12 protein-coding genes are annotated in these 14,534 nt (G+C 47.1%); 1 reads left to right on the forward strand and 11 read right to left on the reverse strand.

The window, feature by feature from the left end; genetic code table 11:
• Genes VEJY3_RS16990 through VEJY3_RS17010 form a run of 5 tightly spaced genes read right to left on the reverse strand, consistent with a single transcriptional unit; the run spans position 1 to position 4,626 of the window.
• Positions 1-1,020 (reverse strand): ABC transporter ATP-binding protein, encoded by a 1,020-nt coding sequence (locus tag VEJY3_RS16990; RefSeq protein ID WP_014233637.1) that lies wholly within the window; start codon positions 1,018-1,020, stop codon positions 1-3.
• Entirely contained in the window at positions 1,017-1,805 is a 789-nt protein-coding gene (locus VEJY3_RS16995) for an ABC transporter permease (RefSeq protein WP_014233638.1), read from the reverse strand. The genes VEJY3_RS16990 and VEJY3_RS16995 overlap by 4 nt, the downstream gene beginning before the upstream one ends.
• Entirely contained in the window at positions 1,805-2,701 is an 897-nt protein-coding gene (locus VEJY3_RS17000) for an ABC transporter permease subunit (protein WP_014233639.1), read from the reverse strand. Before VEJY3_RS17000 ends, VEJY3_RS16995 begins: the two co-directional genes overlap by 1 nt.
• Positions 2,698-3,504 carry an alkaline phosphatase family protein gene (locus VEJY3_RS17005; RefSeq protein WP_014233640.1) on the reverse strand — a complete coding sequence of 269 codons (807 nt, stop codon included), beginning with the start codon at positions 3,502-3,504 and terminating at the stop codon, positions 2,698-2,700. The genes VEJY3_RS17000 and VEJY3_RS17005 overlap by 4 nt, the downstream gene beginning before the upstream one ends.
• A gap of 42 nt (positions 3,505-3,546) precedes the next feature.
• Positions 3,547-4,626, reverse strand: a complete 1,080-nt coding sequence (locus VEJY3_RS17010; protein ID WP_014233641.1) for an ABC transporter substrate-binding protein — start codon at positions 4,624-4,626, stop codon at positions 3,547-3,549.
• A gap of 212 nt (positions 4,627-4,838) precedes the next feature.
• Here VEJY3_RS17010 and VEJY3_RS17015 point away from each other — a divergent pair, with 212 nt between their 5' ends.
• Positions 4,839-5,579: a UTRA domain-containing protein gene (locus tag VEJY3_RS17015; RefSeq protein ID WP_014233642.1), complete on the forward strand. Its 741-nt coding sequence runs from the start codon at positions 4,839-4,841 to the stop codon at positions 5,577-5,579.
• Positions 5,580-5,633: 54 nt separating this feature from the next.
• On the opposite strand, the gene VEJY3_RS17020 is transcribed toward VEJY3_RS17015, so the two are convergent.
• From VEJY3_RS17020 to VEJY3_RS17045, 6 genes are all read right to left on the reverse strand, one after another.
• Positions 5,634-7,217 carry a BCCT family transporter gene (locus tag VEJY3_RS17020; RefSeq protein WP_014233643.1) on the reverse strand — a complete coding sequence of 528 codons (1,584 nt, stop codon included), beginning with the start codon at positions 7,215-7,217 and terminating at the stop codon, positions 5,634-5,636.
• A 186-nt stretch (positions 7,218-7,403) separates the two neighbouring features.
• Positions 7,404-7,667, reverse strand: a complete 264-nt coding sequence (locus VEJY3_RS24945; protein ID WP_081469387.1) for a hypothetical protein — start codon at positions 7,665-7,667, stop codon at positions 7,404-7,406.
• Positions 7,668-7,878: 211 nt separating this feature from the next.
• Positions 7,879-9,369, reverse strand: coding sequence for an efflux transporter outer membrane subunit (locus VEJY3_RS17030; RefSeq protein WP_014233646.1), 1,491 nt, complete (start codon positions 9,367-9,369; stop codon positions 7,879-7,881).
• Entirely contained in the window at positions 9,366-12,428 is a 3,063-nt protein-coding gene (locus VEJY3_RS17035) for an efflux RND transporter permease subunit (protein ID WP_014233647.1), read from the reverse strand. Before VEJY3_RS17035 ends, VEJY3_RS17030 begins: the two co-directional genes overlap by 4 nt.
• Before the next feature lie 10 nt (positions 12,429-12,438).
• Entirely contained in the window at positions 12,439-13,521 is a 1,083-nt protein-coding gene (locus VEJY3_RS17040) for an efflux RND transporter periplasmic adaptor subunit (protein ID WP_014233648.1), read from the reverse strand.
• A 104-nt stretch (positions 13,522-13,625) separates the two neighbouring features.
• A complete protein-coding gene (locus VEJY3_RS17045; protein WP_014233649.1) occupies positions 13,626-14,507 on the reverse strand; it encodes a LysR family transcriptional regulator in 882 nt (293 codons plus the stop codon).
• Positions 14,508-14,534 lie beyond the last annotated feature (27 nt).

A 14,534-nucleotide genomic window follows, 5' to 3' on the forward strand; every position in this document is an offset into this window, starting at 1 on the left:
TTAAGCTCTCACTGGTTGAATTTCGTTTAGATTAAAGAGTAGTTCTAACTGGCTGCCATTTGCTAATAGTCGCTCAGATGAACGGTTGAGTAAATCAACGGTGAGCTCGCACTCGTTAACCTCCACCTGATAGCGAATCACATTACCCAGCAACTGGTGATTTTTGATAATACCGCTTTGTGGTGCGGAAATCTGGTTACCATACTGACGGCCTTGCTCTCTGACATATATAGACTCAGGGCGAATAGCCACTTTGCTTTGCGTATCGATATTAAAAAGCTGTTTGGCGTGGTCGGATTCCACCAGGTTGTAGTGTCCCATAAAACCGGCAACAAACTCGTTGGCTGGTTGTGTGTAAATCTCTTCAGGTGTACCAGCCTGAACGATTTCCCCTTTATTCATCAAGAAGATACGATCAGACATGATCATGGCTTCTTCCTGATCATGAGTAACGAAGATCGTGGTCAGGTTCATTTCTTTCTGGATGTCGCGAATTTGCTGACGAAGGTGCTTACGGATTTTGGCATCCAGTGCTGACAAAGGTTCGTCGAGGAGTAAAATTCGCGGCTTCACCACCAAGGCGCGTGCTAGTGCGACACGCTGACGTTGCCCGCCGGAAAGTTGATGCGGGTACTGTTTTTCTTTGCCTTTTAGGTCAACCAGCTCAATCACTTTCGCCACTTCACGCTGAATGATGTCAGCGTCTAGTTTTTTCATTTTTAGGCCAAACGCAATGTTGCCTTCAACCGTCATATTGGGAAACAGAGCATAAGACTGAAACACCATGCCAATGCCACGCTCCTGCGGTACTTGGTGGGTGATGTCCTCTCCGTTAACCGAAATGGTGCCACCATCAACAGGGTTAAGCCCTGCCAGGCTGCGAAGAAGAGTGGATTTGCCACAACCACTAGGGCCAAGCAGAGTAATAAACTCGCCCTGTTCAATGCTGAATTGGATGTCTTCAAAGACCGTATTGTCACCAAAACGTTTGGTCAGGTTTTTTGCGGTTACGTAGCTCATGATTTAGTGCCTCGACTGAAACGACTTGCCAGCCAAGTCAGTAAGAAAATAAACAGGAAATAGGTCATGACCAGTGCAGATGTAAAGTGTCCGCTTGTCTGACGCATGTTGTACAAATAGATTTGTAGGGTTTCATAGCGTGTGCCAACAAGAATATTGGCAAATACAAACTCACCGAGCAGGAAGGAGAAAGAGAGAAACAGCGACGCCATTAAGCCTTTCTTCAAGTTTGGCAAAATGATCAGCAAAAACGCTTTGGTTGTGCTTGCGCCAAGTAAATGCGCTGCGTCCATCAAGTCATGCAAATTGATGGCCTCAAAGCTGTTTGAAATCGCTCGATACATGAAAGGTAAAGCGATCGTGAAATAAGTGCCAATCAGAATCCACGGAGTGCCAATTAAGGAAATATCGCTGTTGGCATAAAGTTGCAGAAGGCCAACCGACGACACCACCGGCGGTACAGCAAACGGAAGCAAGATTAGAATGTTCATCAGCTTGTCGAGTTTTGGGAAGTAGTAAAACACCACAAAAATCGCAGGCAGAATCAGAACAACGCTCAATGCCAGAGCAGAAATACAAATAAACAGAGAACGACCAAATGCTTGCAGGAAGCGCGGGTCAGTCAACAGTTTGATGTACCAATCCAGCGTAAATCCGTCCGGTAGAATGGTCGCTCCCCAGCGGGACGAGAGCGAATAAACGAAGGTCGCAATGATTGGGACCAACATAATACCGACAATTGAGTACACCACCGTTTTGTGGAAGCGAATATTAATGTTTTGCATTAGCTTCTACCTGCGTAGCTCTTAGTAATCAGCCATTGGTTAATCACAGTGATAAAGGCCAGCATCGCCATCAAAATAACCGAGATTGCGGCGGCGAGATTGGGCTCAAGGAACAGATCGCCCGAGACTAAGCTCGCAATGCGAATGGTGATGAGGTTGTAGTTACCGGAAGTTAACGCATACACACTGGCATAAGCGCCAATGGCATTTGCGATCAGGATGATAAACGTGCCCAACAGAGCAGGAGAAAGCACGGGTAATGCGATGCGTATCCAGTATTGTGATGTCTTTGCCCCAAGTAGTGCGGCGGCCGCTTGCCAATCGTCACTTAAGGCATCGAATGCAGGGTAGAGCAGCAGTACTGCCAACGGGATCTGGAAGTAGATGTAAATCGCCATCAATCCCCATTTACCATAAAGGTCGAAATCGCCGAGCAGGCCGTATTGCTTAAGCAATAAAGTGACCGCACCGTTAGTGCCTAAAATGATGATGAACGCAAACGCCAGAGGGACGCCAGCAAAGTTGCTGCTCATGTTGGTGAAGGCAATCACACCGTCGCGGATTTTTGAATCGACACGACGTAACGAAGAAACCAGTACGGTTGCAACCAGTAAACCAGCAATACTCGACCAAAATGAGAGCCAGAGGCTGTTGCCGAAGGCTTGCATCATGAAGGTTGAATCAAACACTTCCAGATAGTTGTCTAACGCGAACTCTTCGTCGTAAATAAAGCTGTTAATCAGCACCCAAACAATCGGTGCAAGCTGAAACAGGTAGAAAAACAGAGCGAAAGGGGCAAGCCACAATGCAGGCTTACTCCTTTTTAACCAACAACTTATTCGCCGCTGTTTCGCGCTTACGTTGTTTGATGTTGATGAAATGGCAGAACTGCTCATAGTGCTAACAATTCCTGAGTGTAAGGTTTTGAGTGATCAAGGTTGAGAAGCTGGCAAACCGAGCCACAAATCTCAGTTTGTTTCACGTGGCATTCTTGGTGGGTGAACATATCGCCAATCACAAACAGTGGAACTTCTCTTTCTTCTGGCAGGATGCCGCCATGAGATAAATCGTTGTTCATGCCATGATCGCTGGTCACAATGATCTGGTAACCATCAGCAAGCCACTGATCGATGTAGTTGGAAAGAATGATGTCTGCGCCACGCGCACAATTGCGGTATTGACGAGAATCTAAGCCGAATTTATGGCCTAAATCATCAATGTTCATTGGGTGGATCAGCAAGAAATCCGGCTGATGCGCACGGCGTAAATGCTCGGCATCCAGAAACAGTGCTTCATCAGGGTACTGGTCCCAGTGATAAAAACAGCCATGTTGGATATTCAGTGTTTCATCATTGGTGAAGCGGTCGCGCACAGCGTTATACGGAGCGCGATTATAAAGTTCGCTCACCCAGTGATATGCCGCTGCTGCGGTCACTTTTCCCTGAGACTTTGCCAAACTAAAGATTGAATCCTGATTCGACAAGCGAACGATATTGTTGTTGACGATGCCGCTATCAACCGGACGGACACCGGTTAGGATGCACTCATATAGCGGGCGGGACATCGAAGGCAGTTCACATTGAATCGGGTATAGTGTTGCACGTTGTTGCTCTAACAGACCGTTTAGGTAGCCCATACAATCACGGGCTACCTGATAGTTCAGTCCATCTAGAACAACAAGGATAACCTTATTGCTCATGATATTTTCTCGTTACTTCTTAGGAGAGGATGTTGCTTAGTACTATTGCTGATGAATCAGTACGTTCTCTTGCCATTGACGTGGCAGCTTACGTGCCGATTTTTCCCATGCAGAGAAGTCCGTAACTGGTTTCGCATTCGTGTACTGGTCGTTCGAGATCAACTTGTCCTGAATGGATTTTGGTAGAGTGATGTTGCTGCGAATCGGACGTGCATAACCTTCTGCAAGGTTAATCTGGCCTTGGTCGCTGAAGATGTATTCACGTGCTAGCTTCGCTGCATTTGGGTTTTTCGCGTACTTGTTGATGATGGTTGTGTAGCCCGAAATCACAGAGCCGTCTTGAGGAATGTTGACACTAAATTGCTCGCGGTCAATCTGATCACGGTAGTTCAGTGCGTTGAAATCCCACAGGATAGCCACTTCGACTTCACCTTTTTCAAGGTTTGCGATGCTTGGATCCGTAAACGACAAACGACCTTGTTTAGCTAATTTTGCAAAATACTCGATAGCTGGTGTTAGGTTTGATTCGTCACCACCATGCGCAAAGGCTGCCGCAAGTATCGCATTGTTAGCTTGCGCTGCCACACCGACATCGCCTACCGTTACTTTGTAGTCGCCTTTTAGCAGGTCATCCCAAGTTTTTGGCGCGTTTTTCACCAGATTATTGTTTGAGATGAAAGAGATTGTGCCTGTGTAAGCCAGTGCCCAGTGGCCATCTTTGTCTTTTGCCCAATCAGGGATGTCGTTCCAAGTGGTTGGCTTATATGGCTGCGTTACCCCTTTCTTCACTGCTACTCGCGCAAAGGCAAAACCCACATCACCAATGTCTGCGGTCGCATTTTTCTTCTCAGCTTCGAATTTAGCGATCTCCTGAGCAGAGCTCATGTCCGTATCCTGGTGCTTCAAACCGTAGTTTGATTGCAAGTCCGTCCATGTGTCTTTCCAGTTTGCCCAACTACCAGGCATACCCACACTGTAAACTGCTCCTTCTTTTTGAGCAGCTTTTACCAATGTGTCTAGGTTGGCGTCTTTTTCTTGTGTTGCGGAAAACGCAGAGGTAGATAGTGTTGCTGCAATCAGAGTGGCTGATGCTACAGCGGAACGGCTAAGCAAAGTTTTCATTGTCTCCATCCTTCTGGACTAGGTCAGTAAGTTCGATTGTTATCCTATGGGTGGAATGTGACGATTTCGCGCAGATAATTTGACAGTTATGCTGAATTTCTGTGGCAGTTATATTTCATCTGAACACAAGTTAACCAGTTGTTACTTGTCATATTTCTGTTATCCAACTGACCTATCTTGTTCATCAAACAATCTATGGACTAGATCAGAGAATGAACATTTTGGGCTCCGCTTACTCGGGGAAACAGTCAGGTACGCAACTGGGAAAAATCAAAGCGACGCTTCGTGAAAAAATTCATTCAGGCGTTATCGTACAAGGACAAAAGTTACCGTCGGAACGAGAGTTGAGTGAGCTTTTTTCGACGACCAGAATCACCATTAAGGACGCTTTAGTTTCGTTAGAAACGGAGGGAATCATCTACCGAGAGGAGCGCAGAGGATGGTATGTTTCTCCACCAAGAGTCTGTTATAACCCCTTGTCTCGTGCCCATTTCCATCAGATGGTTCGTGAACAGAATCGGATTGCTGAAACTAAATTAATCAACGTCCGCAGTGAGATGGCGTCTGGTGAATATGCCAAGGTATTAGAAGTCGAGCAGATCACGCCAACTTATATTATCGAGCGACTACGCCATATTGATGGCCGCGTGGTACTGTTTGTAGAAAATGTCCTGAAAGCGGAATTGTTTGAGGGAATCTTATCGGAAAACCTGACCATGTCACTGACGGGCATCTACCGAGAAAAGTATGGATTCGAAACCAAACGCTCCCGATTTGATGTGATTCCGACGTCAGCGCCTGCTCATGTTGCAAAACCACTGAATCTGGCGGAAGGGCAGCCTGTTCTTAAGATCTGCCGGGTGAACTACAACCAGAATGGGGAGTTGATGGACTGCGAACTGGAGTACTGGCGACCGGATGCGGTGAGAATCCGCATTGACAGTGTGGAGTGAGTAATAGATTCCCGATAATGTGTAAAGCGTTACCGGGAATCATCACTTAAGCGATTACGTTAAACCTTGCTCTTTCGCCATCTGCTTCGCAATACCTGGTGCTTTCCAAATGCTTGGCAATATGATCAAAGACACTGGCACTGCGGTAATCACGATGAAGGACTGCAACGCCGAGATGCCACCGGAGCCCATCGAGATCAGAGCAATGGCGACTAAGCCCATGATCAAGCCCCAGAACGCACGAATGACCGCGTTAGGTTCAGTGGAGCCTGTCATTACAACGCTGATGGTATAAGTCATTGAGTCACCAGTGGTGACAATGAAGGTCGTGGTTAAAATTAGGAACAGCACCGAAATGAGCATCGGGAATGGCAGTTCTGATGTAATTGCCAGCAATACTGCGGGAAGATTGAAACCTTCGAAAGCAGATGAAATTACACCTGGATTCTCTAGCTCAAATGCCAGGCCACTACCACCAACAATGCTGAACCAGAAGCAGGTAATGAGCGGTGCAGCAATGCTAATTGCCATGATCAACTGACGGATTGTGCGACCGCGAGAGATACGCGCAATAAAGATCGCCATCATTGGGCCATAACCTATAAACCAACCCCAGAAGAAAACGGTCCACCAGCTTAACCAGTCAGCGTCACCGCGGTAGAGTGCCATTGGAAAGAAGTTATCTACCAAACGGCCCATACCTTGAACATAGCCGTCGACAATAAACGTAGTTGGACCAACGAACAAAATATACCCAATCAAAACAACGGATAAGATGATGTTGTAACGACTAACAATTTGAATGCCTTTACTGACGCCACTTAGCGCGGAAAGGGTGTACATCAGAATGGCAGCAATGATCACCATGCTTTGCGTAAAGAAAGTATCTGGCAATCCAAACAGAGAATTCAGTGCGTAACTGATTTGCAGGCCAAGAAAACCAATAGGACCAATCGTGCCAGCGGCTACCGCGATAATACTGCACGCATCCGCGAGGTTACCAATCCAGCCGTTGATGGCTTTATCACCTAAAACCGGGTACAGCAGAGTACGAGGTTTTAGTGGTAGACCCTTGTCGTAGTGGAGATGCATCAAAACAATAGAGGAAAGGCCACCAAGGATTGCCCAGGCTAAGAAACCCCAATGCATAAAGGACTGAGATAACGCATTGATTGCGGCACTTTTGGGAGAGGCATCACCATAGAGTGGTGGAGCAGTAACGAAATGGGCGATAGGCTCAGCCGCTGCCCAAAAAACACCGCCACCAGCGAGTAGGGTGCAGAGTACAATCGATAGCCATTTGAAATTATCGATTTCTGGTTCCGCTAAACTTCCTAAACGTACATCACCAGTACGTCCAAAAGCGAGAGCCAAACCAATTAAGAAATTGAGAAGAAGCAATACTTGCCAGTAAGCTCCGAAATATTTTGTGGCAAAGCCAAAACCACTGTTAACCATTGCGGTTAGAGAATCAGTATTCGTCAGAGCGAGCAGAACGAACAGAGTAAGAAAGCTACCACTTAACCAAAATACAGGGTTAGTGAGTTCGAGTCGCTTAACTAGGGAAGGAGGGTGGATCGCGGCATAGTCTGCTTCCTGAACAGGAGCGTGGGAGGCGGTATTCGTCATATTTGACATAAGTACTTCGCTTTTTTGGGCTTGGAAGCCGTGTATTTCCCCTCACATCCAGTCGATGAAAAGTGTGAGGGACTTCAAAAAGCCGCAAATACTAGCACGTCGAGATTATGAATTTAACCGTAGATTTAAGTTCATCGTTGGAGCATCAGCCAAGGCACTGATTTTTGGGAGCGGAAGACGCTGAAGTTAACAGGATTCTCTAAGCTTTTGATGAACGCGATAGCCTACCACATAACCGATGTAGAACAGGGCCGCGAGTGTAATTAACGCTGCGCTATAGGCGAGAGATCGATTAAGTCCGATGCCAAAAGCAAAGGTAAACGCTATGCCGTTGACCGCTTCCGCAGGAAAGTTATACCAAGCACCATGGACCGAGGACCCAAAAAGCAGCATAGTGCTGATTAAAAAGAGCACGCCGCCCAATAAGCCGAACCATCTGCTGTTGTTCATGTTTATTCTCAAGTGTTACCTAAGTAACGTAACAAAATATTTCAGGGAAAGTATTATATACCCAAATGACCTCAAGATGCGTGGTTATTTGGCTAGTTATCTGAGAGAACATAAATTTGTAGGGATAGATAGAGAGGCCACCGAAGCAGCCTCTTTATGAACGAATGGAGTATGATTCCAGTTAATACCGAGAATCAAGGTTGGCAGATAATCAACCTCCTGAGTTGTTTGGCGGATTGAGTGTCCAGTCCCCGCCAAGTGATTTGTAAAGCGCAATCGTCGCTTGTGCCGTTTGCAGTTTTGCCGCGACACGTTGGTCTTGCATCATTCGTTGCTGACGCTGAGCATCTAACACCGATAAATGGTCAATCAGACCAGCGCGGTAAAGTGACTTCGCCTTGCTCACTGCGTTATCCGTCGCTTTGAGGGCATCATTAACTCGACGCTGGTTCTCCTGGCTTCTGCCATAAGCAAATAGAGTCGATTCCGTTTCTGCCAATGCTGCATCCACCGTATGCTGATAAGACAATGTCGCCGAATCAAATCGTGCTTGGTTCATGGCTTCAATTGCCTCCCCGCGCCCGCCGTCAAACAAGTTCCAACTTACGCCTGCAGCACCCATCCAGCCGAAAGAGTCACTACTGAACAGATCATCAAAGCTCGATGCGGATAAGCCCGGAGCGCCCGTTAAGAAAAACTTAGGGTATTGATCGGCAATACTCGCCGCGAGTTCTTCATTCAATGCTGCCATTTCACGCTCAGCCAGACGAATATCGGTACGGCGCTTCAATAAATCCGAGGGTAAACCGACGGGCACCATATTCTGCATGCTCGGCACACCGTGGCTTTTTGCCAAACGGGTTTCAACCTTTGTCAGAGGTTCTCCAAGGAGCACCGCAATCCGATGTTTATGTGTTTGTTGAGCAATTTCTAGCTGAGGAACGATCGCTTCCATAGCCGAGAGCGTTGCTTTCGCTTGTGCTAAATCAAGGTCAGATCCATAGCCGCTTTGCACCACTTTCTCGACCAGGTTCATGGTGCGTTTCTGATCGTCCAAGTTTGACTTCGCCAGGTCAAGGCGTTCGCTCGCACCTTGGTACTGAAGGTAGTTATGAATTAAATCCGCCGTAATCACTGTGGTTAAGCCACTTTGATAAATTTCAGCTTGCTCCAGACGAATTTGCGCCGCATTCGCTTGACGGTCAATTCGTCCAAATAAATCCATCTCCCACGAGATATTCGCTCCGGCAAAGACACCATCGTGTTGATTATCCATCAAGGTGACATTGCCAACTTGTGGCGGTAAGCCGGATACCGAATCACTTAACGGGTTTAAAATCGGGCCCAGTGACGAGTCATTCTTACTGAACTGATAATTCATATAGCCCGCGCTGAGACTGATGGTCGGCACCTTAAACGACTCCACCATCGTCTTATAGCTGTTGGCCATTTTCACACGCTCTGCGGCGACTTTAAGCGGAATACTTTGACTCTGCATATCTTGAACCAGTTGATTTAAGATTGGGTCATTAAACTCCGTCCACCAAAACTCATTAGTTTGTGACTCGGTGCTTAGCCCCGAGTCTTGGCTGTTAAGGTAAATCTCTGCAATGCTGGTGGTTGGCCCCTGATAATCGGGACCCACCGCACAACCGGTCAAACTCAGTGCCAGAACAATTGGCGCAAGGATGAATTTTTTCATGATGACGCCTCCTGTGGCTTAGTGTTGGTTTGGGTTATTGGTTCTTTGTCATTGTACGCAAGGCGATAAAGTGCAGGCATTACGAACAAAGACAAGACCGTTGCCGCTGCTAAACCACCGATGATGGTTGCTGCCATTTGGTCAAACAGCAGATCCGAAAGCAGCGGAATCATGCCCAGCGCCGTTGTTAGTGCGCCCATCGAGATCGCCATGGTTCGGTTCACGGTCGCTTCTTTAATCGCGTCTGACAGGTTCATACCGTTTGCTCGTTCCAGTTCTATTTGATCCATTAATACAATGCCGTTTTTGATGATCATCCCCGTCAGCGTAATCGCGCCGATGATCGCCATAAAACCAAATGGTTTATCAAAACCGAGCAGAGCAAAAGCCGCCCCTGACGCTGCCAATGGCAGAGTCGCCAAGATGATGATTGGCTGTTTGAAGCCGTTAAACATTGCCACCAGAATGATCACCATGATCAGCATGGCTTTCGGTTGCTGCTTCATGATGTCCGTGACGGATTTGTTTTCATCATAATATTCGCCGCCCCATTCCATGCTGTAGCCAGAAGGCAGTTCAATCGCTTCAATTTGATCTTTAATCGCGTTTCTAACGTTGGCTGGTGTTGACTCTCGGCTAACACCGGCCTGAACCGTTATGGTTTTCACGCGATCACGACGCCAGATCATGCTCTCTTCGGTAACGAGCTCAAAACCATCGACGATCTGACCAAGTGGAACGCTGTTGAACCCAATCAGAGAACGTACTGGCAACGTTTCTAGTGAAGCCATCGTCTGCGAAGTACCACGCAATTGGATTGGGATAAGCTCGTCGTTAAGGTTCATCTGACCCAACGGCATACCGTCCGAAGCGCGTTTCAATGCGAATGCTACGTCTGTGCGATTGATGCCAGCATGACGCATCTTGTCCTGATTTAGGATTGGTTTGAGCACTTTGCTCTCTTGGCGCCAATCGTCGCGGATGTATTTTGCATCTGGGTGAGAGGCAAAAATGGTCTTCGCTTTTGCGGCTAATTGATGCAATACGTTCTCATCTGGTCCAGAAAAGCGGGCTTCTACAGCAAACTTGTCTTTTGTTGCGAGTTTCAGGGCGCGGAAACGAGGTTCTGCATTCGGAAATTCATTTTTAAGCCATTCATCACCGCGAGCAACTAAGCGGCTGATGCTTGGGTAGTCTTTGGTATTAATCAGTACCTGACCGTATGCCGGGTCAAGTGGCTCTGGTTCTACCGTTACAGAGAAACGTGGAGCACTTGTTCCGATATAGCTTGAGATACTTTCGACTTCTGGCTGTTCGACCAGCCACTTCTCGACCTTGCGCATATCTGCTGAGGTTTGTTCGATCTTCGCACCATTTGGCAACCAGTAATCTAAGAACACAATTGAGCGATCTGATTGCGGAATGAAGTTCACTGCCACATACGGGACCGCTAATGCCGTCGCAATGATAAGTGGAACTAACGCTGACAACGCTTTAACTGGGTTGTCGACTGTCCAAAAGACCAGTTGCTTATAACGGCTTGGTTTCGATTCTTCTTTTACCGCTTTTGGTTTCACGAACATCCAAACCATCAGCACGGTGAAGGTCATCGCCACAATCCATGAAAGCAGCAGTGAAGACGCCATGATGTAAAATACCGAGCTGGCGAATTCCGCAGAATCTGTCTTTGAGAATAGAACCGGACTGGCGCCCATTATCGCAATCACCGTCGCGCCTAACAGTGGTATCGCGGTTTCTTTGACTGAGTCAATGGCTGCGCGAGTGCGTTCAATGCCTTTGTTGAGTTTCACGATCATCATATCGGTGATAACAATGGCGTTATCGACCAGCATACCCAGAGCCAGGATAAACGTACCCAGCGAAACTCGGTGCAAGTCAATGCCTGCAATGTTCATGTAGCTCAACGTCAGCAAAATTGTCAGTAGTAAGCTCACGCCAACAATGGTTGCACTTTTAAAGCCCATAAAGACGAGCAGTACCACAAAAACAATCAGCACGCTTTCAAGTAAGTTACCCACGAAATCATCAATCGATTTTTGTACTTCTTTTGGCTGATAGGCGACAGTTGAAATATCGACTCCCAGTGGAAGTGAAGCTTGGTAATTCGCAATGATGTTTTGAATCGTATCGCCAAGAGAGACCACGTTGATGCCCTCAACGGGACTAACTGCCAGTGTCACGGCTGGTTCACCGTTGTAGCGATTCTCTGACAAGGCAGGAGTTTGGTAGCCCATGGTAACATCGGCGATATCGCCTAATCGGATTAAGCCAGAGCCAAGGTCACCGGCGCCGCCATTGATCACCAGATTGCGAATGTCTTCCAGAGACTGAAACTCGCTGGTTTGCGCGATACGAATACGTTCAGTTCCCGCATCAAATTTGCCCGCTTCAAAGGTGGTGTTTTGCGAGTTAAGTTGATTCCAAACCTGAGCAATAGACAGGCCGTACTGCGCCAGACGTTCGTCAGGCATATCAATGTTAACTACACGCGGCTGTACGCCATGCAGTTCGATTTTCTTGATCCCGTCAACGGCTTTGATTTGACGTTGTAACTCTTCCGCGTAACGGCGTAGCTCTTCTGGAGCAGCATCTTTACTGTGGATAGAGAAAAGCATGCCATACACTTCCGAGAACTCATCTTGCACAATGCTAATTTGCGCTGAAGATGGCAGTTGGAGTTTCACGTCCTCGACTTTCCGTCTTAGCAAATCCCACTGCTGAGGGAGTGCTTTGGAATTGAGGCTCTCGTTGAGATCGACAAATACCATCGAAAGACCAGGACGTGAGAGAGAACGTAACTTATCGAGCTCAGCCATTTCCTGCAATTTGGTTTCGATGGTATCAGTGACTTGTTGCTCAACTTCTTCTGCTGAAGCGCCCGGATAGAGCGTGACAACAACGGCTGTTTTTACGGTAAAGCTCGGATCTTCCAACTTGCCTAAGTCAAAATAGGAATAGATGCCCGCAATCACACTTAATACGATGAAAAAGAGTACGAATTTGCGCTGACGAATAGCGAATTCAGCTAAATTGATCATGGATTCGTACCTATAGAGTCTTGATGGTTAGGGTTGGGGTGACGTCACCCTCGCTCAGGTAGTGGCTGCCGCTAATGACGACGTAGTCACCTTGGGCAAAATTGCCAGTGACACATGCCTGATAGGCGTCGATTGATTCCAGGTTTACGGGTTCTTCGTGTACAACTTGGTCGCGCACGACATTAACGTGCAGGCTGGCTTTTTCTCCCAATACGGCAGAGTAAGGGAAGCAGTGGCTGGATGCCTGTTGGGTGAAGTGAGTATTTACCGTCACCGCTTTGCCGTTAAACAAGTCGGTAGATGCCGAGTCGACATCTAACGTCACAGTATAAGTTTGTTTCAGCATGTGCTTCTTAGGGGCAATTTCACTGACAACGGCGCGATAGGATTGCTCTGTGTCATACCAGGTTAACTCTGCATCCTGACCCAAGGAGAAATCCTGAATCATGTTCTCTGGCACATCGATATCGACTTCCCAGTTTCCATCTTGTTGTAGCGTCACAACGGATAATCCCGGGCTGGTTTGCTCAAATTGCTCCACGTTGACTTCGCCAATGATGCCAGAGAACGGAGCGCGCAATTCGGTGTAACCTAGCGCGTCTTTGGCACGTTGAATGTTCTTCTCAACCACTTTCACCGATGACACACTGCGTTCATAACTGCTTACCGCACGGTCAAGGTTCACGCTTGCAATGGCATCTTCTGATGTAGCTTGTCTAACACGCTTTAACTCTGCTTTCGCTAACTTATGAGCCGATTTTGCTTCTAACATACGAGCTTCAAGTTCATCCAGCGACACTTGGTAATCATGAGGGTCAAGGCGAGCGATCACTTGTCCTTTCTCGACATGATCGCCTTTTTTTACCAATACGCTGGATAGCGTGCCCGGAACACGGAAAGAGAGCGCCGCTATTTCTTTGGCTTCGACAATCCCACTGAATGATTTTTCCAGTGTTGCATTGTCGCCAGACACCTCAATCACCTGGATTGGTCGTGATGAAAAGGATTCCTCAAGAGGTTGTTGAGTTTGGTTACAGCCAAACAAAGCAAGAGCAACACTACTCAGTGCTGCTGTTTTGATTACGTGATTCATAAGATAGCTCCATAAGTTCGGCGCTATCTTATCGGTGAAAGGTGGTTAGATAATCACGCGTGAGCATGAATCAATGTCACGAAAATCGTGACAATAAAAGCGTGCTACAGATGTTTTGGTATTTTGTTGCACAAATGCTCGATAAGTAATCGGCTCGCCTGATTCAATGTCTTAGGTTGAGGGTAAAGAAGCCAGCCGGTCTCTTTAGTGACAGAGTAGTGAGACAATACTTGTACTAAATCCCCTGATTCGAGCTCTTTTTCGACCAATACCTTGGCGATGTAGCTGATGCCTCGATCAAGAAGTGTAGAGCTTTTAATGAAGCCAATATTGTTGGAGATAAGCTTGGGACTAACCATAATATTCTGTTCTTGGAAGTGCCAATTATTATCTACAGCGCCGCTTGGCCAACGAAAACAAATCGATTGGTGTTCACTTAACTCTTCCAGAGTTGTTGGCGTGCCATGTTTCTCGAGGTATTTCGGCGACGCAACCACACAGCGATCTAAGGTCAAAATTTTACGCGCGACGATATCAGAATCAAACAATGCGCCACCATGAACAGCAATGTCCAGCCCCTGTTGGAACATATCGATAAAGCCATTAGTAATGTTGCGCACATCCAACTCGACTTGCGGATATTGATCCTGAAAATCAAACAATATCGGTTGAATCAACTCGTAGGTTTCTGGCAACAGACCTAGTTTCACCTTACCTCGTACTTCTACGCTTTCACTAGTGGCTTGTTCATTGGCGGAGTCGAGTAATGTCAGTGCTTTTTGCAGATCCTGATAATACACATCTCCTTTGTTAGTGAGTGACAAGCTTCGCGTGGTGCGGTGAAACAGTTGAGTACCAAGATGGCGTTCAAGTTCGCCAATGCGTCGACTGACATTGGCGCGTGGAAGATCGAGAGCATGTGCAGCAGCTGTAAAGCTACCGAGTTCAACCACTTTCGTGAACAGTTTTAAATCATCAACTCTCATCAGAGTACTCCTGTTTTTTAAACGTCA

It is taken from the genome of Vibrio sp. EJY3, from assembly GCF_000241385.1.
GTDB lineage: Bacteria > Pseudomonadota > Gammaproteobacteria > Enterobacterales > Vibrionaceae > Vibrio > Vibrio natriegens.